Source organism: Sanyastnella coralliicola, assembly GCF_030845195.1.
Classification (GTDB): domain Bacteria; phylum Bacteroidota; class Bacteroidia; order Flavobacteriales_D; family Sanyastnellaceae; genus Sanyastnella; species Sanyastnella coralliicola.
In genome coordinates this window covers 2,296,387-2,322,872 of sequence record NZ_CP132543.1, presented here as the reverse complement: position 1 = coordinate 2,322,872, position 26,486 = coordinate 2,296,387, and the positions used below count along the sequence as shown (strand labels likewise).

12 protein-coding genes are annotated in these 26,486 nt (G+C 45.7%); 6 read left to right on the top strand and 6 right to left on the bottom strand.

Annotated features, from left to right (window positions below; translation table 11 throughout):
* Positions 1-32: 32 nt before the first annotated feature.
* Positions 33-2,864, bottom strand: coding sequence for an agmatine deiminase family protein (locus tag RA156_RS09545; protein ID WP_306639731.1), 2,832 nt, complete (start codon positions 2,862-2,864; stop codon positions 33-35).
* A 152-nt stretch (positions 2,865-3,016) separates the two neighbouring features.
* Between RA156_RS09545 and RA156_RS09540 the strand changes: the two genes are divergently transcribed.
* Positions 3,017-3,658 (top strand): NADPH-dependent F420 reductase, encoded by a 642-nt coding sequence (locus tag RA156_RS09540; RefSeq protein ID WP_306639730.1) that lies wholly within the window; start codon positions 3,017-3,019, stop codon positions 3,656-3,658.
* A gap of 44 nt (positions 3,659-3,702) precedes the next feature.
* Here RA156_RS09540 and RA156_RS09535 read toward each other — a convergent pair whose 3' ends face one another.
* The 3 genes from RA156_RS09535 to RA156_RS09525 all read right to left on the bottom strand — a co-directional run bounded on the left by RA156_RS09535 (position 3,703) and on the right by RA156_RS09525 (position 5,963).
* Entirely contained in the window at positions 3,703-4,128 is a 426-nt protein-coding gene (locus tag RA156_RS09535; RefSeq protein ID WP_306639729.1) for an FKBP-type peptidyl-prolyl cis-trans isomerase, read from the bottom strand.
* A 56-nt stretch (positions 4,129-4,184) separates the two neighbouring features.
* On the bottom strand, positions 4,185-4,817 hold the full coding sequence (locus RA156_RS09530) for a YqaE/Pmp3 family membrane protein (RefSeq protein ID WP_306639728.1): 633 nt from the start codon (positions 4,815-4,817) through the stop codon (positions 4,185-4,187).
* Positions 4,818-5,015: 198 nt separating this feature from the next.
* On the bottom strand, positions 5,016-5,963 hold the full coding sequence (locus RA156_RS09525) for a glycerophosphodiester phosphodiesterase family protein (protein ID WP_306639727.1): 948 nt from the start codon (positions 5,961-5,963) through the stop codon (positions 5,016-5,018).
* A gap of 183 nt (positions 5,964-6,146) precedes the next feature.
* On the opposite strand from RA156_RS09525, the gene RA156_RS09520 reads away from it, so the two are divergent.
* The 5 genes from RA156_RS09520 to RA156_RS09500 all read left to right on the top strand — a co-directional run bounded on the left by RA156_RS09520 (position 6,147) and on the right by RA156_RS09500 (position 21,424).
* Positions 6,147-14,282: an HYR domain-containing protein gene (locus tag RA156_RS09520; RefSeq protein ID WP_306639726.1), complete on the top strand. Its 8,136-nt coding sequence runs from the start codon at positions 6,147-6,149 to the stop codon at positions 14,280-14,282.
* Positions 14,279-15,190 (top strand): PorP/SprF family type IX secretion system membrane protein, encoded by a 912-nt coding sequence (locus RA156_RS09515; protein ID WP_306639725.1) that lies wholly within the window; start codon positions 14,279-14,281, stop codon positions 15,188-15,190. The genes RA156_RS09520 and RA156_RS09515 overlap by 4 nt, the downstream gene beginning before the upstream one ends.
* Complete coding sequence (locus RA156_RS09510) at positions 15,190-17,295, top strand: OmpA family protein (RefSeq protein ID WP_306639724.1); 2,106 nt, start codon at positions 15,190-15,192, stop codon at positions 17,293-17,295. The genes RA156_RS09515 and RA156_RS09510 overlap by 1 nt, the downstream gene beginning before the upstream one ends.
* 71 nt (positions 17,296-17,366) lie before the next feature.
* Positions 17,367-18,338: a hypothetical protein gene (locus RA156_RS09505; protein ID WP_306639723.1), complete on the top strand. Its 972-nt coding sequence runs from the start codon at positions 17,367-17,369 to the stop codon at positions 18,336-18,338.
* Entirely contained in the window at positions 18,335-21,424 is a 3,090-nt protein-coding gene (locus RA156_RS09500; RefSeq protein WP_306639722.1) for a SpoIIE family protein phosphatase, read from the top strand. The genes RA156_RS09505 and RA156_RS09500 overlap by 4 nt, the downstream gene beginning before the upstream one ends.
* Here the strand turns inward: RA156_RS09500 and RA156_RS09495 are convergent.
* Both RA156_RS09495 and RA156_RS09490 read right to left on the bottom strand, forming a co-directional pair.
* A complete protein-coding gene (locus tag RA156_RS09495; RefSeq protein ID WP_306639721.1) occupies positions 21,421-23,175 on the bottom strand; it encodes a bifunctional lysophospholipid acyltransferase family protein/GNAT family N-acetyltransferase in 1,755 nt (584 codons plus the stop codon). The genes RA156_RS09500 and RA156_RS09495 overlap by 4 nt on opposite strands.
* A 137-nt stretch (positions 23,176-23,312) precedes the next feature.
* Positions 23,313-26,468, bottom strand: a complete 3,156-nt coding sequence (locus RA156_RS09490; RefSeq protein ID WP_306639720.1) for a TonB-dependent receptor — start codon at positions 26,466-26,468, stop codon at positions 23,313-23,315.
* Between the last annotated feature and the right edge of the window lie 18 nt (positions 26,469-26,486).

Sequence of the window (26,486 nt, the reverse complement as noted above, 5' to 3'; positions counted from 1 at the left end):
AGGAGCGGCTTTTCTATGTGGTCAACATTGCGTTATTCACACGTTTGACCATAAATTCCTAACATCACAAGCATATCTGCGGTGTTAACGATGTCGTTTCCATCAAGATCAGCAACACAGTTTTCTAGACATCCGTAATTGCCAAGTAGAACAAGAAGATCCGATGTGGTGATGATTCCATCGTTATCAAAGTCTCCTAGACAAGGGCTTGGTGCCTCTTCATCTTCTTCAATCATTCCGCTACAATCGTTATCTATTCCTTCCGCGGTAGCAGGAGCAAAAGGATACATCGCTGGATTGTCATCATTACAATCGCTATCGTTCAATGACCATCCAAGACCCGGATCATCACAGAAGTCTTGAGAGGTACTGCTACCGAATCCATCCATGTCATTGTCTAGATAGTAGGTAACGGCGTAGGTACATGAACCGTCTTCCTGTGTAGCTGAAGCGTCGTAATTACAAGCGGTGTTATCAGTACATCCTAAACACGACAGGTACTCACAACTGCTGTCATCACATTCCGCGCTAGCGTCATAATTACACGCATTGGTATCTGTACAACCGTAAATCGTCAAACATGAACCGTCGTCTTGCGTAGCGGCAGCGTCGTAGTTACATGCCGTAGGATCTGTACAACCTAAGCACGACAGGTAATCACATGATCCGTCATCACACTGTGCGGAAGCATCATAATTACAAGCCGTTGGATCTGTACAACCATCAGGCATGATACAGCTACCATCATCACATTGGGCGAACTCGAAATAGTTACAAGCTGCCGGATCTGTACAACCGTCAGGGTAGATACAGCTACCATCATCTAGCACGGCGAATGGGTCATAATTACACGCTGTTGGATCTGTACACCCTGGAGTATCAACCGCAACCTCGACACAGAACTCATGGCTAGTACCATCACCGTAGTCAGCGGCTCCCATTTCGAAGAGCAGTGCCCCTTCAGTGTCTGTCATTTGGTAGTTTCCATTGACATTACATCCGGAAGCGGTACCGTTCATTCCATCTCCGAAACTATCGAAGATGTTGAAGGTATAACACCCGTTGGAGATACAGATGTCTTCGCTGATCGTTGTTTGATCGGGATAGTTGCCATCGTTCGCAACGATGTTTCCGTTATCATCAGAAACATTCCAACTTACCTCGTTACCCCAACAGTCAGTGTCAATAGCGAGGTTGATGAACCCGATGGCACATGATCCGTTATCGCACACTGCATTCGGATTGTAGTTACATGCATTCACATCAGTACACCCTGCCAGTTCACACGAACCATCATCGATGTTGGCTGATGCGTCGTAATTACATGCATCTGGGTCAGTACATCCAAATACCGCATTGATTACTCTAAACTCTTTGTATCCGGCAGGTGCTGGCATAGGACGAGTTTGCGTCTTTCCGCTGTTCGCCACACCTTCAACGTAGTAGTAAACAGTTGTTCCAAAAGGTTGAGCAGGGATTGAAGCAGACCAGTTATTATTGCCCTGATCGGTCATCGCTACCGAGGTGTATGGATCATTAAGGTCTGTTTTGTAGTAAAGCGTTGCATTCGCGATACCAGTTCGGTGATTGATGTAGGCTTCCAACGTGTAGTCATTCAACTCATCATCAGTATCAGGTAAGCATTCGTAAGAGATCAAGAGAGGATCTTCAACACCCACACTTTGGGTGATACAGTGAATGGCACCACTTGCTGAAATGATCGCCTGACCGCTGTTATCACAATCGATCGGAACAATGTTATACCCTGGAAGTAGCTCTTCGTAAATGCGGAGTGCTGTCGTATCGTACTGTTCGTAGTATGTCGGGACAAGAATAGAGTTGTTAACGAATACAGAGTTTGTGTAGGTACAGTACCATCCATTTTGGTCAGGGTAGTTTCCGTTCGATTGTTGTGGTGGAGCAGGAATTCGCACGATGTTATAAGGCGTACCGTACTTGGTAGTGAAGTTGTCTTGGATGTATTGAATATTCGCTTCAATCTGTGGTCCATCTGCTACGCCTTCAGGATATTCGCTGACTAGAATGGTCTCTTCATTGATCAGCTTCATGTGCATGTCAATGTGGTTGATCCCATCAAATGGAAGCGGTGTCATTTTGATGTAGGTATCAATCCCCATGAATTGGTTCATGATATCATCAATCTCGGCTTCCGTATGGTTAGGGTAAGTGGTGCCCCAACCTGTATTTCCACCTTCATTTTCATTGAGAACAAGTTCAGAACAGAAGGCCTGACCGAAACCATCAGACATATAGTTTCCTCCAGTGTTCATCAGGTCATTGGGCGCACCAGTCGTGCTGTAAAGATCGAGTCCCAAGTAGTTTGCAACGGCTTCTGGAGAAACATCATCGTCTGGTCTTGGACGGTTGTAAATCCAGTCAACAAGAAAGAGGTCATCTACTTCATTTCCGTAAACGGTGTTTGCGCCGTAATCACGCATCCAGATGCTGTTAAGGTCTGTGTTGATGATGGTAACGTTGGTGAGATCAACGGGGCCACCCCAATCGTTATTCAACAGAAAGTTCTGGGTAGACGATACGTTTTCTGAGAGAATGATGACCTCACATTCATTGACTGCCGCATGCACGATTTGCTTTAGAATTCCAGTGTAGCTCTGCCACGCGATGGTGAGTGCCTGGATTTCCTCCCACTCAGCAGCAGTACGGATATTCGGAAAGTCTGGAGGAGTTTCAATTCCACGATCTGTTGGGAAGGCATATCCCTCCGCATTCGCACGAGCCTTTTCTTCTCTCGTTAATTCGTGCGGGAGAAATTGATCGTTATTCTGTCCAAAAACAACTGAGCTCCCTAGAACGAGGAGCATCATCAATAGTGATCGCATCATAGCATCTTGGTTAAGTCTCCTTAAAAATACGGAATTCTGACCATAACACGAGCATAGGACGTCATTCGCCAAAGCCTGTTAATCGCTTGGAGGTATGGCATACCTAGTGCACATTTGTTCATGGAGAATGCCCTCCAAAAATGCTCTAACAAATGAAAAAAGTAGGAATAATAGGCTCAGGCATCGTTGGGAAAACCCTAGCAGCTGGAGCTATTTCACATGGATATGAAGCGATGATCGCTTCGCGAGATACTTCGAAGCTCGAAGAATGGCATCAGGATAACTCAAGTGTTCAATTGGGATCCGTTGATGATGCGGCACAATTTGGAGACATCGTGATTTTCGCGGTGAAAGGAACGGTAGCTAAAGAGGCTCTTGAAGGTATTGATAGTAACTACCTAAAAGGGAAAACAGTGATTGACGCTACCAACCCCATCGATACTTCCGCACCTGATAATGGAGTCTTGCGATTCTTTAGCTCAATTAACCGTTCGTTGATGGAGGAACTTCAGGAAGCGCAGCCTGAGGCGAACTTCGTCAAGGCGTTTAACAGTATCGGAAGTGCATTTATGGTTGACCCTCAATTTGAAGGAGGAAAGCCAACGATGTTCATCGCAGGGAATAGCGATGAAGCCAAAGAAGAAGTTCGAGAAATGCTATTAAAATTTGGCCACGACATTGAAGACATGGGCGGAGTAGAAGGGGCGAGAGCCATCGAGCCCTTGTGTATGCTCTGGTGTATTCCGGGATTCAGAGAGAATCGATGGAGTCACGCATTTAAATTGCTGAAATAAAAAAGGGCCGCATCAGCGGCCCTTTTCAATGTTATCATTGGAGATTATACAATCTCTACGAGGGTAATCTCAAAGTTGAGGTCTTCTCCAGCAAGTGGGTGGTTTGCATCAATTTTGATCGAAGCATCTGTTACTTCCACAACTTTCACTGGAATCTGCTGACCGTTTGGCAATTGAGAAGAAAGCATCATACCAACTTCTGGCTGCATATCTTCCGGCAATTGATCGCGACCTACTTCCTGAACCAGACGCTCATCAGCTTGTCCGTAAGCATCATCACAAGGGATAAGGAAAGCCTTCGCTTCTCCTACTTCCATATCGATCACAGCTGAGTCAAACCCAGGGATCACTTGTCCTGAACCTACAGTAAATTCAAGTGGTTCACGGCCTTCACTAGAGTCAAAAAGGTCTCCGTTAGTGAGTGTCCCTTTGTAGTGTACACGAATCGTGTCGTTGTTTTTTACTTTCATTATGGATCTTTATCTGAATACCAAATTCGCCGCAAAGGTAGTCATTGCATTTAGACTCAGCGGTATACCTGTAAGATCTTAACGAATGCGTAGATCACACCTGGTAACCAACCCAATATGAATAGTACAAGCGAAAGCCAGAATTCGATTTCTAGTCCGTATAGAATGTAAATAGGAATTGGAGGGAGGAAGAAAGCGATGATAAGGTAGATCGCCAGTTCTGCATTGTCATTCGATACACGCGCTTTCTGAATCTGAGGCGCAATAGTTTTGTCCCAGTCTTTAGCGTCGAATAGCGGTTTACCCGCTTTTGGCTCTACCGAAGGTTCTTCTTGAACAGCTATTTCTTCGATAGTGGACGGTTGACGGTTGACGGTTGACGGTTGGTTGACCGTTGATGGTTGATGGTCGACTGATGAAGGACTATTCTGAGGGAGATCCCATGATGCGGGGCCTTGTAGTTGTGGTTCGTTGCGTTCAGTGGCAATTTGTTCCACTCCATCTGTACGGGGAGCTAGGGCCTTTACCGTTTCAGCTTTGTCAGCTTTACTCTTTTGGTGGTTCGCTATAAAGTATCCTTTACGGTACTTTCTTTTCTGGATAAATCGGTCGCTTACCACGTCATTTGAGGTGCTACATGAAGCAAAAATGATCGCGATGAGAGCGACAATTATTCGGTTTAAATTCATCTGGATGCAGGCTTTACATTTATAGTGACAAGATTCAGCGACAAAGTTGCACCGAAAGTCTGAATCATGGAAAAATTCGGTAAACGCATGGTTTTTAGCGAGAAAAGCCCTATATTCGTCGACGAATTACAGAAAAAGACCTTACTACCTTAACCAAAATAGGAATATGAGCGTGCTATTATAGTGCGCTTTTCCTTTTTAAAGACTTTCCGTTTCGGTTCTTTTCTCTTCCACAACAACGGCAAGCTCTTTCGGATAGTCTGTGATGATTCCATCAACTCCTAATTCAATCAACGAAATCATATCTGCTTGATCATTCACTGTCCATGGAATGACTTTGGTGCCATTGGCGTGACAATAGTCAATGTCATCAGCAGAAAGTGAACTAAAGTCCGGACTGAAGACCGTCGGAACGAAGGTCAGACGTGCCAATTGCTCTTCCGCGCTAGCGTCATCTTCAACCAACCATGAGGTAGATAACTTCGGGTCAATCGCATGCAAAGCTTCCAAAACCTCGGCAGAGAATGACTGTACGGTGGTGCGATCATAAATCCCGAGTTCAAGCAGTTCACCAATAACTAACGAAGCGAACTGATCAGCAGTCGGGTGGTAAATACCTTCACCGCCTTCTTCAAATTTGATTTCAATGTTGTAGCGAACCTTGGCTGAATCGCCTTTTGTGCGCATCATTTCAGCTACTTGAACGACCTCCCATAACGCCGGACGAGATACGGAACGCTTTGCCTGCGTTGGAAATCTCGGGTTACCCAAGCTCCCGCAATCGCAACCTCGAATGGTCTCCATATCCATGCTGAAGAGTTTCCAGTCTTCTTCATTCTCAATTGGATTTCCTTGTGGATCGAGGCAAATCTTCTTGTTCAACCAAGGCTCATGATTCACAACCAATTGCGAATCTCGAGAAACACAAAGATCAAACTCTAGTACCTGCGCACCTTGTTCTAAGGCCAAAACAAAACCAGGGATGCTATTCTCAGGTAGATAGCCTCGCGCACCTCGATGACCTTGGATTTCGAATGTGTCGGAAATGGCCATATGCCGAGCATCTTCGGAAGGAGCAGATGCGGTGCAGCTGATCAGGTGAAGGAACACCGCTGCAAGCCAGAAGGTGAGGAGTTTGGATTTCATCGTATGGTGCTTTCCACGAAGGTCGTAAGCTCAGTTCGATTTTGGAAGTCTGCGTTCGTGAAAAAATGCAAGAACAATCTGATAAACACTGAAGATCAGGACCACAGGACTTTCAGAATGTAACCTACAGAAAGAAAGCACGTAAGCCTAGGTGTCGAAATGACACGGACTAACTATCAGATCATGACAACCACCCTTAAAGGATTGATCCTGCTGCTTTTGTCTGTAGCATCGAATGCGGTGCACGGACAGACGTTGCAATGGGCTTTCGCAGCACAAGGTGAAGGTGAGCAGACATTCGTCGATATGGCGTATGATGCAGAAGCCTCCATTTTGTATGCTGTAGGTTACTATGTGGGGTCAGCGGGTGATGTGGTCTCAACTAACATTGCTGATGTTGCGTTTGAATTCAATCCCGTCGCGGCTGGAAGCGATGCTGATGCTATGGTAGTTGCGATCAACGATGAAGGAGAACTTCTCTGGATGATGGATATTTCCTCACCAGGAGATGACAAAATGCTTACAGTAGATCTCGCACCTGAAGGAGGAATTCTAGTGGGAGGTTATACTAGCGGAAACGCCACTGTCACAGGAACGTCAATCGATGTCGCGATTGATGATGATTACAACATTGGAAATGCGGGAGCCACACTTCTAAGAGTATCCGAGGAAGGACAAGTCATCTGGAACCAACACGTTTCGGATTTTCAGGATACGGCTGTTTTAGATATTGCCCGAGGAGATGACGGATGGTATGTTCTGTACAGTTCGGAAGGATTCGGATTGACAGTTGACGATTACTCCTTTGGAAACAACGCTCAATTCCTACTTCGCAAAATTGATCCTGAAGGAAATTCAATCTGGCAAAGCATCTTCGGTGATTGGTGGAATGTCTTTGATATCTCACAGATCGAAGATCGACATCCGCAATTGGCTTATTTCGAGGGTAAACTCGGTGTCGTGGGAAATTTCAATTCTTACGACTTTGCCGTAATTGATGGTCAGAACTCGTATTCGATGTTCTATTGGTCAATTGACACCTTAAATGACCTCTTCTTATTGACCTTCTCTTCTGAAGGACAATTACTTTGGGCGAATCGATTTCTTCATAATCTTAATGAACTACGAGGCTTTGGACTCGATATCAATTGTGAGGGCGTGTATGTCACAGGCTCAATCTATGCGGGGTTCTTTAACCCGACCGATTTTGGTGGTGCATACATAGATTGGGGAAGTAACGACGATATCTTCTTAGCTAAGATGAATTTAAGTACAGGTGCACCTGAATGGGTGAACCTTCTTGTGGATTATGGTGGACATCAATCTAACCATCTATATGATGTAAAATGCGATAACCACGGCAATCCAGTCATTTGTGGAAGCTACAGTTCAAATATTTATGTGAACGGCAATATTGTCGAAAGCGGAGCTGACACGGAAGGACTGACAATGTCTTTCGATACTGACGGATCACTTCTATGGTCTCAAGCCTTGAGCGGTTCTGGTGATGATCGCCTCTGCTCCATTGCACATGTCAATGATTCACTGAGTTTCTTTGGTGGAACTGGGGGAGCTGGTTTTGGAAGTTTCACCGATGCAGAAGTGCCTGAACTTCACAACGCAGTCATTGCACTGATCGATCATCCCGTGAATGGAAGTCTCTTGTGCTGTTCACCTCCTGAAGCTGGAGTACTGACCGTAGAAGAGTCTGAAATCTGCCCTGGAGAAACACTATACCTGAGCTACTCTGCAGAAAATACCGGGCGCGCCCTGCAGTTCAGTACGAATGACATTATCTGGAACACGCTTTTTACTTTGGATGGAACTTCCATCGAAGTACCCAATGCTCAACCCGGGAAATACCGGGTGGTGACTGATGACCCAGCTTGCGGACTATTTGTCTCTAACAACGTGGTAGTGACACACAAAGAGAATGCAGGCATCAACCCAGGTGCCGGGTCATGTCGACTCGAACTTTGGGTGGAAGCTGATAGCACTGCGTTTGGTGTAGATGGAACCCAATTAGAAGGGCAATCAGCGGAGATCTTTAAACTTGAAGAATTGGCAAAGGGTGAATCACTCACACCGGCCAATGAGATGAATGTGGAATCAGATGCTGTAGCTCCAATCTACATGCCTAATCTGATCAATGCGCACGCCGGGATTCTTTTCAATGGTGATCAGAACCTCGTCCTTTCCGAGACTCCAATTACAGGAAACCGAAATGGACTGCATGTCCTAGCAGTGCTATGGCCAGACTCACTCGAGGCTGCAGCCGGACCGCTGTTCTCCATGGGAAGTCAAAGCGAGGGCTATGATCTTCGTGTTGATGAGACTACCATTGAGATGAATAGTCCTTCGAATGTTTCTTGCGAACCTACGGCGCACAATGATCAAATCGGACCACTACTCGTGGAGTGGGTTTATGATACCCAGAACCAATTCGAAGCGGTTATTGTCAACGCGAAAGACACGCTTTGGTCAAACACGGTAGGACTTGACAAATTAGATGCCGCTGATTTGGGCTACTCTATTTTCATGAATGGAGATGCCATTGATGGAGGTCCGTTTACCCTCGGCATGTTGGCTGAGGCGTATAGTGCTGGAGAAGGATTCGAAGGAGTTCTTTTCGAATTGGTCGCTTATGAAGGAGTGCTGCAAGGAGATGATCTATTAGCTGTTCGTTCAAGTTTGGCCATGAACTATGGTATCACCTTAGACGCTGAAGTTGCTCATGGTTACCTCGCCTCTGATGGCACGAAAGTGCTTGATTTTTCCTCTGATGAATACGTCCAGGGATCTGCTGTGATCGGTCGCGATGATGAACGTCGTTTCAAACAATGGAAAGCACGTTCATGGGAGAACGGTAATTTCTTGAATATCGAAATGGTTGATCCATATACTCTCGACAACATGGATTACCTCGGTATTACGCATGATGGTCAAAATGGTCACGCTATCGTGGAATGGTTAGGTATGCCAGGCGCAAGAATGGGACGAGTTTGGAAAACGCAGAATCAAGGAGTCGAATCAACGGTTCGAATTGAAATTCCTGATGTACCTGCTAACCCGTATACAACGCTCATCGTGCATTCAAGTGACCCTTCATTTGCGACCTTGGATCGAGCATACTGCCTGCAGTCGAATGGTTCGAAACGCTTTGCAGAGATCGTATTGAATGATGGTGACTACTTCTCATTCTGCGTAGACGCTCCAGACTTGAATATCGAGACTACTCATGTGTCATGCAATGGTGCTTCTGATGGAGAAATCGTTGTAAACGTCAACGGCGATGCTGACCTCTACCTGTTCTCATGGGATGAGTTAGGAATTGACGGTGACGCCGCCTTGAATCTACAGGATCTATCAGCAGGTGAATATACCTTGACAGTCATAACCTCTTCATCGTGCATTTCAGAATTTGATGTAACAGTCACGGAACCAGAGGCACTGGTTGTCGCATTGCAATCGGTCACTTCACCGAGCTGTGCGTCTGCTGATGGGAGTGCTACCTTCCAGATTACTGGAGGAACAGGTCCTTACAACTACTCATTCACACAAATTACGGTTGCTGATGGATTCAATCTCCCGGCAGCCTACTCAGGTGTAGCACCGAACTCAGGGCTGATCACCTTCAATAACCTCAGCGCGGGTGAATACCAATTAAATATCACCGATGCGAATGGATGTTCTACCTCTGCTGGAATCGAACTCTTTGCCTCTGACACAACAGCTCCACTTGTAGCCTGCGTAGTTCAGATTGATAAATCAACGAACGGAGCATGTACGTATACAATGGAAGACCTGACGTCATTGCCTTCTGTCACCGATGATTGCAGTTTTGTGGTAACACAATCTATTCCTGTTGGAACAGAATTGACACCGGGTAGCTATGCAATCACGTTCACCGCAACAGACGACGGAGGGAATAGTGATAGTTGTACTTCTAGTTTGGTCGTGTCTGATACCCAAGCTCCTGTTTTTAACTGTCCGAATGATCAGTTCCATTTCGCCAATGCAGACTGTGAATTCGTATTGCCAGACTATACCCTTGGACTGTCTTCTTCTTCAGGATGTGATGATGGTTCATATTCCCAGTCTCCAGGACCTGGAACCATCTTGAACTATGGATTGCACCAAATTACCATCACAGGAATTGACCCTTTCGGCAACGAGAGTGAATGTACATTCCAAGTGGCAGTTGATGATATAGTGGCACCTGTGATTACCTGCCCAAGCGATCTGACGGTAGATGCTTCAGCGGCGTGTACTTATGAACTTCCCGATTTCACCGTGAGTGCGCTTGTTTATGAGCCATGCGGTTCGTACTCAATAACTCAAACTCCGTCACCGGGAACTGATCTTGGAATTGGGACGCACACCATTACCTTGGAGGCAACTGATCTCTTGGGAAATAGCGCAGATTGTTCCTTCGAGATCACCGTGAACGACACGACTGCGCCGAATGTTATTTGTCCTTCAGATGCCGTGCGCAGTCTTTCTAATGACTGTACCTACTTCGTAGAAGATTTCAGCGCTTCATTGATCTACATCGAAACATGCGGAAACGTCACGATTCAGCAAACACCAGCTATTGGTGTAGAATTGACTGCTGGAACTCATTCCATTGAGCTTACCATTACAGATGAGTCTAACAATCAATCCGTATGCAATTTTGACTTGACGGTTCAAGACAATCAAGCCCCTGCTGTTGCATACAACGGCGGCTTCTTTTTCGAAGTGAATGAAGAATGTGAATTCGAAGTGCCTGACTTCACCCTTGATGCCCTGTTTGATGATAACTGCGGGGTTACGCTAATAGAACAGACTCCTGTTCAAGGTTCGATACTTGATATCGGAGATCATACGTGCACCATTCACGTGGAAGATGCGGCGGGAAATTCAGATCAAATTGAATGGACCATTACAGTTCAAGACACAACAGCACCGGTGGTGATTTGCCCAAGTGATGCTCAACGATCAATTGCGGCCGACTGTGCTTATGTTTTAGAAGACTTTACAGCCTTAGTAAATGCGGAAGATCCTTGCGGTATTCAGTCGATTACACAAGATCCTTCTCCAGGGTTGCCGCTCGATGTAGATGTGTACACGATCGAATTCACAGTATTGGACGTCCATGGAAATGAAAGTACATGCAGCTTTACACTGGACGTTATCGATGACACAGCACCTCAAATCATTTGCGTGGAACCTTTCACGGAAAACATCTCAGGATGCACCTATGAGCTGCCTGATTTGACGAACACAGTTGGGGTAAGTGATTGTCATTCTGTAACGGTAACACAATCTCCAATCGCAGGAACGCTTTTAGGAATGGGGTCGCACACGATCGAATTTAACGTGACTGATAGCTATGACAATCTAACCACGTGTTCTACTACGATAGAGGTGGTCTTCACCGGAACTCCAATAATGGATTGCCCTGATGATCAATCGGTAGTTTCGAATGCGCAGTGCCTATACATCTTGGAAGATTTTACTGCAGATGTTGTCGCATCCACAGGGTGCGGAAGCTTGACTATCACACAGTCACCTCTGCCAGGAACGGAGTTATCTGTAGGGACACACGAAATTACAATGACGGCTACCGACGACTACGACGGTATGGTCACTTGCAGCTTCCAAGTCCAAGTGACTGGAGCAAGTGGATTGAGCGTTTCTTGTCCGGGTAACACCATTCGTTGGACTGCCGGCAACTGCTGGTATACCCTTGAAGACTTCACAGATAACGTGAGTGTCATAGAGTCGTGTGGTAGTTTCACAATCAGCCAGAACCCTACACTGGGGACACAACTTAATGCCGGATTCCATACCATTGAATTGCTGATTCAGGATGAAAATGGAAATGAAGAAACCTGCAGCTTTGAATTGGAGGTAGAAGACTCAGAATCTCCAGTGATTAGCTACTCTGGAGAAACGTCGTTCAACTTGTCTGATGCCTGCGAGTTCAGCACCCCAGACTTCATTGCCATCGCTTCTGTTGAAGACAATTGTGCGATTCAATTCGCAACTCAAACACCAACCCCAGGAACCGCGTTAAGCGCTGGAGTTCATGTGATCACCATTTATGCTGAAGACATCTATGGTAATGCGCAATCGTACGATTTCGATATCCAAGTATCAGATGAAATGGCACCCGTGGTTGACTGTGGAGATGAGATTGTACGTGCAATCAGTGGCGACTGTGTCTATCTTCTAGAAGATCTGACTTCATTGATTTCCGCTTTTGATAACTGCGAAATCGCTTCTATTGACCAGTCAATCGCTGCAGGAACTGAATTGACTATCGGTGAGTATACCATCAACTTCGAAATTACTGACGTCAATGGACTAAGCTCAGAATGCAGTCTAGTGTTGACCGTGGTTGATGATTCGAACCCGATTCTCGATTGTCCACAAGACATGACCTTCGAGATCACCAATTGTACAACCGTACTAGAAGATCTCACCGACGAGGTGATCATCAACGACTGTTCGCTCGTCGACTTCTCACAGTCTATTTTGGCTGGTGAAGTTCTCCATCCAGGAGTACACATGATCGATTTCGTGGCTGTGGATGCCTTTGACAACCAATCCATGTGTACCACTGAAATCACGATAGTCGCTACAGTGAATCCAGAGATTGAGTGCACGGTGCTGAATCCAGTGAGCGTTGATGCGTGTTTCTACGTGATGCCAGATTACACAGGGAATGTTTCGATTCTTGAATCATGTGGAGATGCTGTTTCTGTTTCACAGGAACCTGCTCCTGGAACGCAAGTGACCGATGAATTGATTGAAGTGACATTCACAATAGAAGACCTCTACGGAACTTCACAATGTGTACAAGAACTTGAAATTACTTACGAAGTTGAATTGATCCTGGAATGCCAGGAGTCGGTGATCATCGAGGCGGTGGATCCGCTTTCATGTGGCGCTGAATTGGATTACACCTTACCAAGCGCTGAATTCCCGTGTGCCGAGCCTGTCCTTTCGCAAGTTTCAGGACCAGAAATAGGAGATTTCTTAGCTCCTGGAGTCTACGAAGTGGTATGGAGCGCTCAAGTGGCTGAACAAGAATTGCAGTGCACAACAACCATTGAAATTAAAGACATGGTTCTCCCTGAGATCACTTGTCCTGAAAATATTTCTAGCTGTAACCCTGTGGTTACATTCACAGCTCCTGAGACATCAGATAATTGCGGAGTGGCACAAGTGGAGCGCATTGATGAATTGACGCTTGAATCGGGTGATTCTTTCCCAATCGGTACTTCAGTTCTTCAATACAAGGTGACTGACATTCACGGAAATTCACAAGTCTGCGAGTTTGAAATCACGGTTCTTGATGCGGTTGAAGTGTCTTTCAGTACTGCTGAAGTTGATGTATGCGCTAACGCGGAATCGGTAGATCTTACTGAGCTATTGCAGACGAATGCAGATCAATTGACCTGGTCGTCAAATGCACCTTCTGGAATTTATGATCCTGCAATTGCGGGAAGTGATGAGGTCACGATTGAAGTCGCTCTTGGTGAATGCGGAGGAAATGCCTCCATTACCATGAACGTGTACGCATTGCCTGAAGTAAATGCGGGAGATGACCTTGTGGTTTGTGGCATGAACGCCTCACTTGAAGCCTTCACAGATGGCGCGGTCATGGAATGGGACATGCCGAATGAAATCATGACCCTTGATGGGGAAGGAACAAGCTCACCTGACATTGAAACAGATACTTACGGTGAATTCGAACTGAATTTGACGGTGACCTCTACCATGGGGTGTGTAAATCAAGATGCAGTGTTAGTCACCTTTGTGGAAGCTCCGTTACCTGTGGATTTGGGAGAAGATATGTTCCTCGATTCTCCACGCTCTTTTGAAGTGCCATATGAATACAATGGGGTTGGAGAAATGGAGTGGGAGTTTATTGATCTGAATGCTTCGTTTGACGGTGATACTTTCTTCGCTAGCGCGGAAACGCCAGGAGAATACATGCTCATTGTATCCGTATCGAACGAACCTTGCCCTACCATGAGCGACTCGTTACGTGTTATGGTGAAAGACTTCCTTGTACCTAACGGTTTCTCTCCCGATCAAGATGGAATCAACGATGAATTCGTCATCCGAGGATTGGATGAGCTAGGGGTAGTTTCTTTGAACGTCTTTGACAAAAACGGAAACCTCGTTTACGCCAACGATCACTACGACAACAGTTGGGATGGTACAGACCGCAGAGGAAACAAATTACCAGCGGCTACCTACTATGCCGTGATGGAAATGCAAGGTCAGGTTCACACCCAATTTTTGATCATTAAGTACGAATGAGAGGATTAATCGTCATAGCGTTTTTGCTCCTGATGAATGGGGTAGTTGGTCAGCAATCACCTGTGCTTTCTCAGTACATGCATCATGCGTTGCCGCTGAATCCGGCATTCGCAGGATCTGCTGAATCAACCACATTCGCCTTAGGATACCGTAAGCAATGGGCGGGCTTTAGCGATGCACCAAGAACGCATCTACTATCAGCTCATGCTCCAGCTCAGAATGGAAAACTCGGAATTGGATTGACCGCTTGGAACGATCAGTTCGGGGTTTCAAAATCTACCCAAGTCGGAGGTGCCTTTGCATACAGAATGCCGACACGCAATGCGACCTTGAGTTTAGGACTGGCCATTCATTGGGTATTTGGTACTGATCAATGGAGTGAAGTCATTACAACCGAAGAAAATGACCCTCAATTCGTAGGAGGAAACCAGACTTTTGGACTTCCCGATGCAGGATTTGGGTTGTACTACGAAAGGCAATCTGCCTACTTAAGTTTCTCGGTGCCTTCGTTGCTGACAAGAAGCTATAGATCAGGAGAGGGCTACGTGGCTGAATTCGAGATGGAATCTGTTCCTACCTACCTCAATATTGGAGGTGAGCTTAAGCTAACACCCATGCTTGCCTTGCGTCCGTCAGCAATGCTCATTGCCTCTTCACAAGGAATTCAACAAACCGACTTCAATGTCATTTTCCGATATGACAATCGACTTGATATTGGTGCTTCATATCGAACGCAGCGGGCAGTAGTTGGGTTGATTCGATACCACGTTAATGGTCAGTTGAGTCTGGCTTATGCTTACGATCATTGGATGTCTGCCATTGCTTCCTACCAATCAGGAACCCACGAATTGACCTTGCGTTATGACTTGGTCTTTGAACGTGCTGCCAGTAACCCGCGCTTCTTCTGATGAATAAGATTTGGATACATATCGTCTTGCTGCTGTCTGGCCTATCTGGCTTGGCACAAGACTTCAGTATTCAAAAAGCTGAGGTGAATACCCCTGCCAATGACTTTGCGATTCAGGAAATTGATGGACAACGATACTTCTGCAGTGATCGACGAACTCAAAGCTTAATTACGGTTCAAGATGAATCAGGACAGCTCCCGGTACATTGGTTTGATGAAGAAGGAGAGGTATCCATTCCTGACGGTTATGCGTCGCCTGCTTCCCATCACTTAGGGCCATTCGACGTAGATCATCTTCGGAATGAAATTGCATGTACGGTGAATATTTCGGCCGAAGGCCAGAAAACAGAAGTGCTCGGCATTCAATTCATCGGCAAGGGGCAAAAGCAAAGCCAACACCAATACTTCCCTTGGAATAGCACCAATGCCGGATACAATACAGCGCACCCAACTTTTAGTTTGACAGGCGATACACTTGTCTTCTGTTCAGACAAAGCAGGAGGAAAAGGTGGTGCAGATCTATACTATTCAGTCCGTGGAAATGGAGAATGGTCACAACCTGAATTGATCGACCGATTGAATACTCCAGGAAATGAATACTTCCCTGTCTTCGCACCAAATGGTTGGTTGTACTTCTCTTCAGACAGCCTGCCAGGAGCAGAAATGCTAGACATATACTTCTCTTACCCAGAGCAAGGCGCATGGTCAAAACCACAACGTCTGAAGGCACCAATCAACTCGAAAGGAAACGATTACCATATGGTTTTTGACCAAGACGAGATTCACGGCTTCTTCAGCACAGATCGTAAGGGAGGAGACAGCGATATTTGGGAGTTCACCCGAGAACTACCAACTTTTGAAAGCTGCAAGCCTTCGTTCCCAGAACCAACGTGTTACTTGATTGAGGAGACAGAAATTACTCATAACGACACCCTCCCTGTCTACTACGAATGGGATTTTGGAGATGGAACCACCGCGCGTGGATTGAGTAACGAGCACTGTTTCCCTGGAGTGGGAACCTATGACGTTGCTCTGAATATTTTTGACACCATCACTGGAGCTCAATTTGGACGAGTATCTGAGCTTCGGGTTCAAATCGAGATGGCGCGTATTCCATTCATCACTGGTATTGATTCGATTGAAGTCAATGAGCCGGTAGCCTTCGGTGCAGACCTTTCTGAACTGGGAAGAATGGAGCTAGAAGACCTCTATTGGAATTCAGGAGATGGAAGAAAACACAAAGGAACAGAGTGGGAGTTGAGCTACGCCGCACCAGGAGTCTATGACCTGTCATTGGGAGCCATGGCCATGCCAAGGAATGGTCAAACCTACCATCAATGTGCAACACGAAAAATAGTGGTGTATGACCCACGTTCTCCTGAGCTATTGACCGAGAAGGTAGCATTTGAAGCAGTCATTCCTGAAGCTAAACGTGAAAATGAAACGACTGAAAATGAAGATGAACGTGTCTACTTCGTAGAGTTCCATCAGAGTCCAATTCAGATGACTTTGAACGACCCTTACTTCGAGCATGTTCCTTTCGAAATCACAGAACGATTCCGACGTATGGACAGCCTCTATCACTACAGTGTTGGGGAAGGAGAAGAGCTGCTAGATCTTTACCAGGTGCGAGAAACCATGATTGAAAGTGGTTATCATGACGTACTTGTCAAAGACGAACTGCCTACCAATTTTGAAGAGTCAACGGTCAAGCGAGGCAAGTACTATTCAGATGAAGAGAAAATCGAGATGAATCGATATGTAGGTACACTCGCCGACATTCAATTCGCTGTGAATAGCGCTGAAATTCAAGATGCTTCTTTGGAGAACCTGGAGTTCGTGGCCCAACTTCTGAAAGAGGATGAAGGCCTTCATTTGCAAGTGGATGCTCATACCGATAACTCTGGTTCTGAAGAGTACAACTTAAAGTTATCAGAAGAGCGCGCGGCTGCGGTGGTGGCTTACCTGACAGAACAAGGCATAGCTGAAAGTCGAATCTTCTCGGCAGGATACGGAAATAAACGTCCGGTAGCTTCGAATGCCACAGAACGTGGTCGTCAACAAAACCGACGCGTAGAGTTCAGATTAATCTTCCAAGAGGAGTGATGTAACCAAAATCTTACACTTCCCGTAAGTAATGGCTGACAGTAGGTTCCTACAAATGAACTGACTAGGAGATGAAAACAGCCATACTATTTTGTTTCTGCAGCCTCTTGGCCCTTGGCCTTTTCGCACAACCTGTTCCCGCTGAGGAAGAGAACATTCCGTACTTGGTCACTTTCGGTAAGAATGCCGATCCCTCTTGGGGAGACGATGACTATTGCCAGACCTTTTTCTTTTCCATCCCTTCAGACCAAAAGACGCCTTTCTACATCCGCGTCTACGATCCTGATTGTGGGGGTGAGATTGATGAAATGAAGGAGACCTTCAACACCATGACACGTTTCTCTGTTTTTGGTGGAAAGAGCTGTATCACCGACGATGATGCCCGTTCAGTTGATCCTATTGGGAATTACAAGAGCGGAACATTGTTGGCTTCAAAGACCTTCGGTGGTCAAGCCGAATACGATGAGAAGTGGTACACCTTCGGACCATTTAACCCGGTCGAAGGAGAGCTTTCAGAAAAGTATGGCGGCTACATTTTCAAAATGATTTGCGAAGGGGTACGCGGAGACGATGGAAACCTCTACAAGTATTACCTATCAAACTCACCTGACGCCAATGAAAGCGTGGAAGGAGGGAATGCCTTCACTTTCGAATATACTTTCCGCCTTCATGCCGACTCTTGGCAGACTTCGCATGTGTACCCGTACATCGATGATGCGGTGGTTTATCTCGCGCAGTCAAACTTTGACTGGGATGATGACGGCTACATTCGCATCTATAGCGTAGTGTCTTTTGCTGAGGAGCTCGAGACCTCAGGAGATAACAACTGGGCTCGCAATCAGTACACGATTAAAGACGAGGAACGAGGCAAGTCGCTTGACATTCAATTCACGAAAGACGAATCGCTTCAGATCAACAATAATAACGTGGTGTTCTATGTGACAAACCAATACGGTGAGTTGCTACCATTCTACACGGTGCCTATCGGTGGAGTGCCTCGTTACCAGGGAAAAGCCGTTGCTAAACCTATTCAGCGCAGATGAGAAAGATTGCCATTGTCATATTGACTTTGTGCATCTCGTCTGGTGTTTATAGCCAGAGCTTTGATCAGCGCACATTTAAAGAGTCCGACGGACTCTTTGAGCGTTTTATCTATTCGCTAGAACAGGCGCCCAACGGATACTTACTCGCGGGTACGGCTAATGGACTTTATCGATTTGATGGCAACTCATTTAGCATCGCTGATACTTCTGACGGACTTCCAAATAGCTTCATCACTGCTTCAGAAAGGGTAGGAGATCATGTCTATTTCGGACATTTCGATGGTGCGATCAGTAAGACGGATGGAACCCAGTATCATTTGGTGTACCCGGGGGGTGCGAATAATGAACGTGTGGTAGCCTCTGCTCATAATGCAGAGCATATCCTCTTCCTGCGTCAGAACGGAACACTCGTGAACATCAATATCGAGGGTGTGACCGAGATCATTGAAGTTTCATTGGATGGCGCATTGCCGAAGGATTGCTTATTAGGCCTGAATAATGATGTTTTTATTGCCACAGATCTTGGTTTGGCTAGGTATGATTTTTCCTCTTCTAGTCTTTCTTGGGAAAGCGCTTTGGACGGCAATGACATTACAGCGCTGCATTCGACAAATCAAGGGGCCATAGCAGTAGCTATGGCAGGATTCGGACTCGTTAGCTACGACCCCACCTTGAGCGAGTTTACCCCGTTGTATTTGAATTCGACCACCGCTTCTTGGGAGGTCACCGATATGTGCTACCGTCACAATGCCTTATGGGTAGCAACGAATAAGCAAGGACTCTTCCGCCTTGATGAGCAGTTCAAAGGAGAATACCAACGAGCTATCGAAGTAAACAAAGGCTTGAAGAACCCCGTGAATAGTACGGGTGTGCTATTCCTCGATAGAGAAGAAAACCTTTGGATAGGTAGCAATGGCGAAGGGTTAATGATGCTGTCTGATGACGTGTTTAGATTGGAAAGTCTTGGCGGGAATTATCAGATCAATGACATTCTTACGCAACAAAACTCTTGTTGGTTGGCTAGCGACAAAGGCCTTTTGCAGTGGAACACTGAGATGACTGAAACCACAGCAATGGTGGCCTTGCCTGACTCTGCTTCTGTTAGTCAACTATCCCTTGATGATAGCTATCATTTATGGTTGGGTACTGAAGACCATGGTCTTTACTGTTATGATCACGAAGAAGGAAAATTCGAGAAAGTTCGACTTTCTGATGACCGCTTAAATCAGCGTGTTAATGATATTCTGAACGTTGGTGCCATTACGTACGTAGCTACGGATTTCGGGGTATATCAGATTCGAGAAAATCGTGTGATTTCACACTTGACTATGCAGTCTGGACTTCCGCATAACGTGGTAAAAACCCTGTTTCAATCGACCGATGGAACGATATGGATTGGGACGCGCAACAACGGCTTGGTTAAGATTGAAAGCGGTGTCATGCAAGCTATTGATCTCAACCAAGAACAGCTCATTGACGTCTTGTGTATTGACGAGGATCAAATAGGAGATGTTTGGATTGGAACCAGTGGAGGTGGTGTCTTGAAGATTGATGAGAGGGGAGTGCACACTTTTGATCGCAGTTCGGGTTTATTCTCTGATTATTGCTATGCTATTCACGCTAGCGCGGAAGGGTTTGTTTGGACTGGGCACAAAGGAGGAATATCTCGTATTGGAATTGAGGAGGGACAAATCCGAACCTTCGCAACAAACGAACTTGGACTGGAGTCATTCACACCGAATTCAGTAGGCGGTGATCGCTACGGACGTATACTCTTCGCGTCTGATCAAGGATTACTTTCATACAACCCGGTAGAAGATATGACGGATCAAGTAGCACCTCTCATCAACCTTACGATGGTCAGCATCAGCGATAGCTTGTATCCGTTGAACTCAGCGATTGAACTGCCTTCTGGATCTTACCGATTTGATATCGGATTCGTTGGAATTAGCTTTTTAAATTCTGACCAGGTCCGCTACGAATACTTCCTTGATGGACATGATCTCAGCTGGTCAGATCCCGTAGAGGAGTCGCACGTTCGTTATCCTCGATTGGATCATGGGAGCTATACATTTAGGGTGCGTGCTCTGGATGAAAGCGGACAAACGAATGGGGAAGAAGCTCAGTTGAACATCTACATTGCTAAACCATTTTGGAAAGAGTGGTGGTTCTTCTTCTTTGTGATTTTTGTGGTCTTCATTACAGCGCGAATCGTGGTGAAGCGGCGAGAATTCGTCATGGTTCAGAATCAAGAACGTCTGCAGAAAGAACTGGACGTCAGAACGCGTGAGGTGGTTAAACAGAAAGAGCTACTGGAGATAACCAATAAAGACATTACCGACAGTATTCGCTACGCCAAGAACATTCAGAAGGCTATTCTTCCTGAGCCAGACTCTTTGCAAAGCCACTTTAGAGATTCCTTTGTTTTCTATAAGCCACGTGACATCGTGAGCGGTGATTTCTATTGGGTAGAGAAGTTTGGAAGCAAAGTGCTCATCGCATGCGCTGACTGCACCGGACACGGAGTACCAGGGGCTTTCATGTCGATGATTGGAACGGTGCTTTTGAAAGATGTGAGTAAGAAGCATAACGTTTGGTCACCCGACGAACTACTTTACAACCTTGACAAGGAGCTGACTGAGATGTTGTACAATGAGAATAGTCCATTCACCGTGCGTGATGGTATGGATATTTCCATTGTAGAGTATGATCATGATACCAGCATGCTTCGATTCAGTTCAGCAAAACGACCAGTCGTGGTCTACCGCGATGGAGTGCGTTCTGAAATCAAGGGTGACCGTCACTCAGTTGGAGGCACAGGACTCGGGATGGGTAAACGCTTCACCTTGCATCAAATGAAGCTTTCACCAGGAGATATCTTCTATCAATTTAGCGATGGAATATCAGATCAATTCGGAGGAGAGAATGGTAAGAAACTTAAGAAGAGCGGTCTCATGCAAATCTTTGACTCAATACACAATCTGAGTTTGGATGTACAGCGGAGCATGCTTCATCAACGTTACTTCGAATGGAAAGGACATCACCCGCAGATTGACGATATCATCGTTCTGGGTGTGCGTGTTTAAGACGAGGTAAACTCTCGCTGTAAATTCTCTACCGTATCCGCTGGAAGATTATGAACATCCAATAAAATCAATCCATCCAAAGCATTGTTAAACTGAGGGTCCAAGTTAAATCCGAGGATCTTCGCATTCTGGTGCAAGTATTTCTTCAATAGCACAGGAATGGCGTAAGAACTGGGTTCAATCTCACTAATCAAGCGATCAAGCTTCTTCATGTCATTCTCAGTAGCATTCAGCAAGGCATCCTGATCTATCTTCTTGGTCTTGATAGAATACGGTGTACGCGGCTTTACGAGCGCACTTAATTCGTGATCAAAGTAATGTCGCTTGACGAATTCGATTATCAGCTCCTTTGAAACCTCTTGGTAGGCTCCACTGATAGTCACAGGACCAGTCAAGTATCGGTAGTTGGGTTCTTTAATGAGCACAACCAAAATACCTTTCCAAAGCAAGAATAGCGGCATGCGTTGTCGTTGATACTCTTGGGTGATAAAGCTCCTGCCCAGCTCAATTGACTGGTTGAGGATCGGCTTCATGCCTGAGCTCATTTTGAATAGGGAATTGGTGTAGAATCCTTTCTTCCCGTAGCGCGACATGATCTCTTCACCCTTCCCGACGCGGTAGGCACCAACGATGTTGTTTTCCACTTTATCCCAAAGAACGAGGTGGTAGTAGTAGAAGTCGTATTCATCGATATCGATCGCTTTGTTCGTGCCTTCACCAACACTTCGGAAGGTAATTTCTCTTAATCGGCCAATCTCCCTTAAAACATGTGGGTTGGAAGAGGCATTCAGCAAATAACACTCGAAATTTTGATAGTCGAAGAGCTTGTCATTTGCACTGCGACGAATGTCTTCGATCAAGAGTTTCTTGTCTACAGCAGGAATAACCTCCTTGGGTTTCTTCGGGAATTTGAGTCCTTTGAAATGTTCTCGTTTTACATCCAGCGGAGTACCTAAAGCGTATGTTTTCGATCGCAAGTAACGTCCAAGTTGAGCGGTGTTTTCGAATCCTTGAAGATCTTTGGCTTTGATGGGTTTTCCGATTCTCAGTTTGAGCGTTTTTCCTCTTTTATTACTGAACTCTGCAGGCAATCGCAAAGTGCGAAGGGATGGATGAATCACTCCGAGTAAGTGGAATAATCGACTATTTCGTCCATCGAAATAAATAGGGATCACAGGAACATTCGAATGCTTGATCAACTTGACTACCTGAGGGCTCCATTGGCTATCAGCGATGGTTCTTTCTTCCGGGTTGAAAGAACTTACCTCACCTGCAGGAAATATGCCCAGTGGGTGTCCGTCTCGAATGTGTTGAATCGCCTCTTTTGTTCCGCCGAGATTTGATTTAGATGATTGGTGGTCGTTAAACGGGTTCACGCCAATCAACCGGCCTTCAATCTGTTCGATGTTTTGAAGAAGGAAATTGACCAATACCTTGAAATCAGGACGAACATTTCCCAAAACATGCATCAACGCGATACCGTCTATCGCACCAAAGGGATGATTTGAAACGGTGATGAAGGATCCGTCTTCTGGGATGTGCTTCAGTTCTTCAGGGTCTACCTCAACTTGAAGTCCGATATGCTCGAGACTTTTAGCTACAAATTCAAGGTCTTTTAGATGAGAGATACGCTCATAGAAATCATTGACTTTCTCCATACCGCTTAAGCGATATAGAATGCCAACTAAGGGGTTGGAGCTTTTCAGTTTGGCAGCTTGGGCTACCTGCTCTTTTGATACTAGTTTTTCCACGTAGTTGAGTAAGCTTCAATGAAAGTTACTCAAAGGAACACCCTGTATCTGTGGTTTTTGGAAAATTTGGGTGAAGCTTTGGTTACCAACAAAAAAGGGGAGCCGAAGCTCCCCCAATTCTCGATATTGAACAACCGTTAAATATCGTAGCTAAATCCAAAGCTGAATGTTCGTCCCCATTGCATGCTCTGGAATACGTATTCCTCACCCTTGAACTCATAAGTTGAACGGTATTCAGGGTTGAGTAGATTTCTTGCTTTAAAGCGGATCGAGAAACGATCTCCTAGTGACTTCGATACTGAGAAGTCAAGGTTTGGAGTTGGCTGAGCGTAGATGTCAGGTGTTCCTCCAGTAGTTACCAAGACTAGCTTAGGACCTTGAACGTTGTAAGTCAACGCCATGTTCAATCCGATTGAGTCATTATCGTAAGTCAGGATACCGTTGATGATGTACGGGCTCTGACCGAACATCGGGCGCGTATCTTCGTGATCGAGGTCAGTTGCGCGGATCACTTCTAGCTCTGCCTCATCAATTGATGTTTCAGACTGAACGAGTGTCACGTTAGCTCCAACTCCGAATGGTGCGAAACGCTCACCAAGGAAGGCAAGTGACTTGCGTACTTCGAACTCAGCTCCAAATAGTACCGCTTGGTCAACGTTCTTCCAAGTAATCTCTGTGTTTGCTGCAGTAGCAATGATGACCTGCTCGATTGGATCGTCGAACTGCTTGTAGAATAAGCTAACAGAGTATGATTCTCCTGGCATTGGGAAATGCTCCAAGCGAAGGTCGAAGTTGTTGATCAACGTACGTCCTAGCTCAGGGTTACCAGTTTGCTGCTCCTGTACTTCGAAGTCGAATACAGAGTAAGGCGCTTTTTCACGGAACATTGGACGAGCAACCGACTGGCTAGCAGAAATACGAAGGTTCGTGACTGCAAGGTCGTATTGACGAAGTAGGTAAGTCATGTTAAATGACGGAAGGATGTCTACCAAGTCAAGCTGCCCACGGAAGTTGAATTGTAGGCTGTCTTGAATCTGCTCTGCTTGTAGAATGCGTGATTCTAGAAGCATATCCGTTGTCTCTAGACGTGCACCAGCGTTAATACGTAGACGTGAAGTAATGTTCCAGTCAACCATACCGTAAGCACCAAGTACGTCCATGCTAGCATCGTAGCTGTTCTGGATGTCTGTGTCATCACGTAGGAAGAGGTATCCGTCTTGTCCTCCAGGAACTACTGTGAAGTTGTCCTGAGAGAAATAGTCGTTCGGGTTACCGTTGTAGTCAAGTCCTGTGCTGATGAAGCTGTAGCGCTGTTCAGTGTAATCACGTGTTTTGCTTACGTATGATCCTCCAAGACGAACACGGTTCTTCAATCCAGTTGCGTTGGTGAATGGAATCTCCACATTGAGTTTAAGATCAAGCGTGTTGTCAACCATTTCACGGTAGTAGCGTGTTGGAGAAGGGTAGAGGTTGTCTAGGATGTCGTAGTTCAATGTTGTGCCTTCTTGCTGTTGAACAGTAAATCCTGGGTAGTATTCTTCCAAGTTTTCTCCGTCAGCAAGCAGAGCGTTGGCGTCATCAGTGATATCATTTCCTTCTGCATCGAAGTAGAAGGTTCCACCTGGTACTTCGTTGTAGCTATTGATGAATACACGTAGATCTGGTGTGCGCTGCACTCCGCGAGTGTAGCTTCCTAGCCAATCGATTTTGATGTTCCCTTTGTCTTTAAGAACGTGTTCTCCTCGAAGCTGGTAGATGTTCATTTGACGCTCTAGGTAACGCTGAGAGCGTTGCTCTTGACCAAGACCAATTTCATCACTTGGGTTGATACCATCTTGGTAGCGCGCAGTGTTCACACCACTAACGTTAGGCATGAAAGTCAAACCAATCTTGTTGTTCGGAGATAGCTTATAGCTTAGGTTCAACAACGCAGAGATGTAAGTTGACTGACGACCAAGGTTGTCAGTAAGTAAGCGCTCTGTGTTCAGGTTGTTGATTTCATTCTCATCACCTGTCAATGTGTATCGTCCAGTTTGTCCCGCTTCGTAACCACGGTTTTGTTGCTTGTACTGGATTCCGAACACATATCCGAGTGGACGACCAAAAAGTTTCCCTTGGTTACCGAAGCTCAAAGACTGAGTAATGTCGAGGAATGGAGCTTGTTTCTTAGGATCCCATGTGTTTTCAAATGCACGGCCCATATCAGAAAGCTCTTTGTTCTTCACCTCTCGAACTTGGGGAAGGAGCGTGTTGTTTACGTAGCTCACAGACTCAATCCCCTCAATTGCGTTAACGATATCACCTATTGATGTTTGGTCAGCGCCATTTCCAATGTCTGAAGAAGACGTAATTCCAAGTGCAGTAAGGTCATTCTCGTATCCTGCTTCTACAAGTGCCTCGTAGTAATTCGAGAAATTTTGCTGTGGAATCTCGCTAGCGTCAGTAACGATAGAAGGAGCGTCACGGAATCCATTATCGAATCCAATCCAATCGGTATCAGACCCTGTACTTGTCAGGAAATCATCATTGAAAGTTGAATTGGTGTTGTACCCGAATGAGCCTGAGTAACGGAATTGAAACTGATCAGGAAAATCTTTTGTGATGACGTTGATGTAGGCACCAGAGTAATCAGCTGGAAGATCTGCTTGAAGTGTCTTTACCACCACCAAGTTGTCAATCAAGTTGGTAGGGAAGATATCCATCTGAACAGCGTTGCGCTTTGGATCCAAAGAAGGAACTTCTGCACCGTTCAGAGTTGTTTTCAAGTAACGATCAGAAAGACCACGAACGAAAACGTAGTTTCCTACTGTACTAACTCCTGTTACACGCTTCAATGCACCAGCGGCATCAGAGTCACCTGTTTTCTTGATTTGCTGAGAAGAGATGTAATCCATCATCGATGGATTCTTCTTCTTGATATTCTCCATGTAGGTATCACGAGAACGGTCAGCTTTTGTCACGACTTCAGCTGCATCTTCGATAACGAATGTAGCCGGCATCAAAGTGAAGTTGACGATGGTTACTTCACCATCTGTTACAACGACATCACTCTTCTTTACCGTCTCGTAAGAGATGAAACTACAGCTCAACGTGTAGGTTCCAGGATCAAGATCTTCGAGGGAAAAGTTTCCATCTAGATCAGCCATTACACCTTTAGAAGTGCCCTCAATCACCACGTTGGCGAAGAGTACATCTCCGGAGACTCCGTCGGTAACCTTACCGCGGATAGTTCCCTGTGCCAGAGCGCTTAAGGCTCCTAGTGCTAGGGTAAGTGTTAGAATTACATTTTTCATTTGGACGAACATTCTGAG

Excerpts from the sequence above, each read along its gene's own strand:
- RA156_RS09545 (WP_306639731.1), bottom strand. The coding sequence starts at position 2,864 with ATGATGCGATCACTATTGATGATGCTCCTCGTTCTAGGGAGCTCAGTT.
- RA156_RS09540 (WP_306639730.1), top strand. The coding sequence starts at position 3,017 with ATGAAAAAAGTAGGAATAATAGGCTCAGGCATCGTTGGGAAAACCCTA.
- RA156_RS09535 (WP_306639729.1), bottom strand. The coding sequence starts at position 4,128 with ATGAAAGTAAAAAACAACGACACGATTCGTGTACACTACAAAGGGACA.
- RA156_RS09530 (WP_306639728.1), bottom strand. The coding sequence starts at position 4,817 with ATGAATTTAAACCGAATAATTGTCGCTCTCATCGCGATCATTTTTGCT.
- RA156_RS09525 (WP_306639727.1), bottom strand. The coding sequence starts at position 5,963 with ATGAAATCCAAACTCCTCACCTTCTGGCTTGCAGCGGTGTTCCTTCAC.
- RA156_RS09520 (WP_306639726.1), top strand. The coding sequence starts at position 6,147 with ATGACAACCACCCTTAAAGGATTGATCCTGCTGCTTTTGTCTGTAGCA.
- RA156_RS09515 (WP_306639725.1), top strand. The coding sequence starts at position 14,279 with ATGAGAGGATTAATCGTCATAGCGTTTTTGCTCCTGATGAATGGGGTA.
- RA156_RS09510 (WP_306639724.1), top strand. The coding sequence starts at position 15,190 with ATGAATAAGATTTGGATACATATCGTCTTGCTGCTGTCTGGCCTATCT.
- RA156_RS09505 (WP_306639723.1), top strand. The coding sequence starts at position 17,367 with ATGAAAACAGCCATACTATTTTGTTTCTGCAGCCTCTTGGCCCTTGGC.
- RA156_RS09500 (WP_306639722.1), top strand. The coding sequence starts at position 18,335 with ATGAGAAAGATTGCCATTGTCATATTGACTTTGTGCATCTCGTCTGGT.
- RA156_RS09490 (WP_306639720.1), bottom strand. The coding sequence starts at position 26,468 with ATGAAAAATGTAATTCTAACACTTACCCTAGCACTAGGAGCCTTAAGC.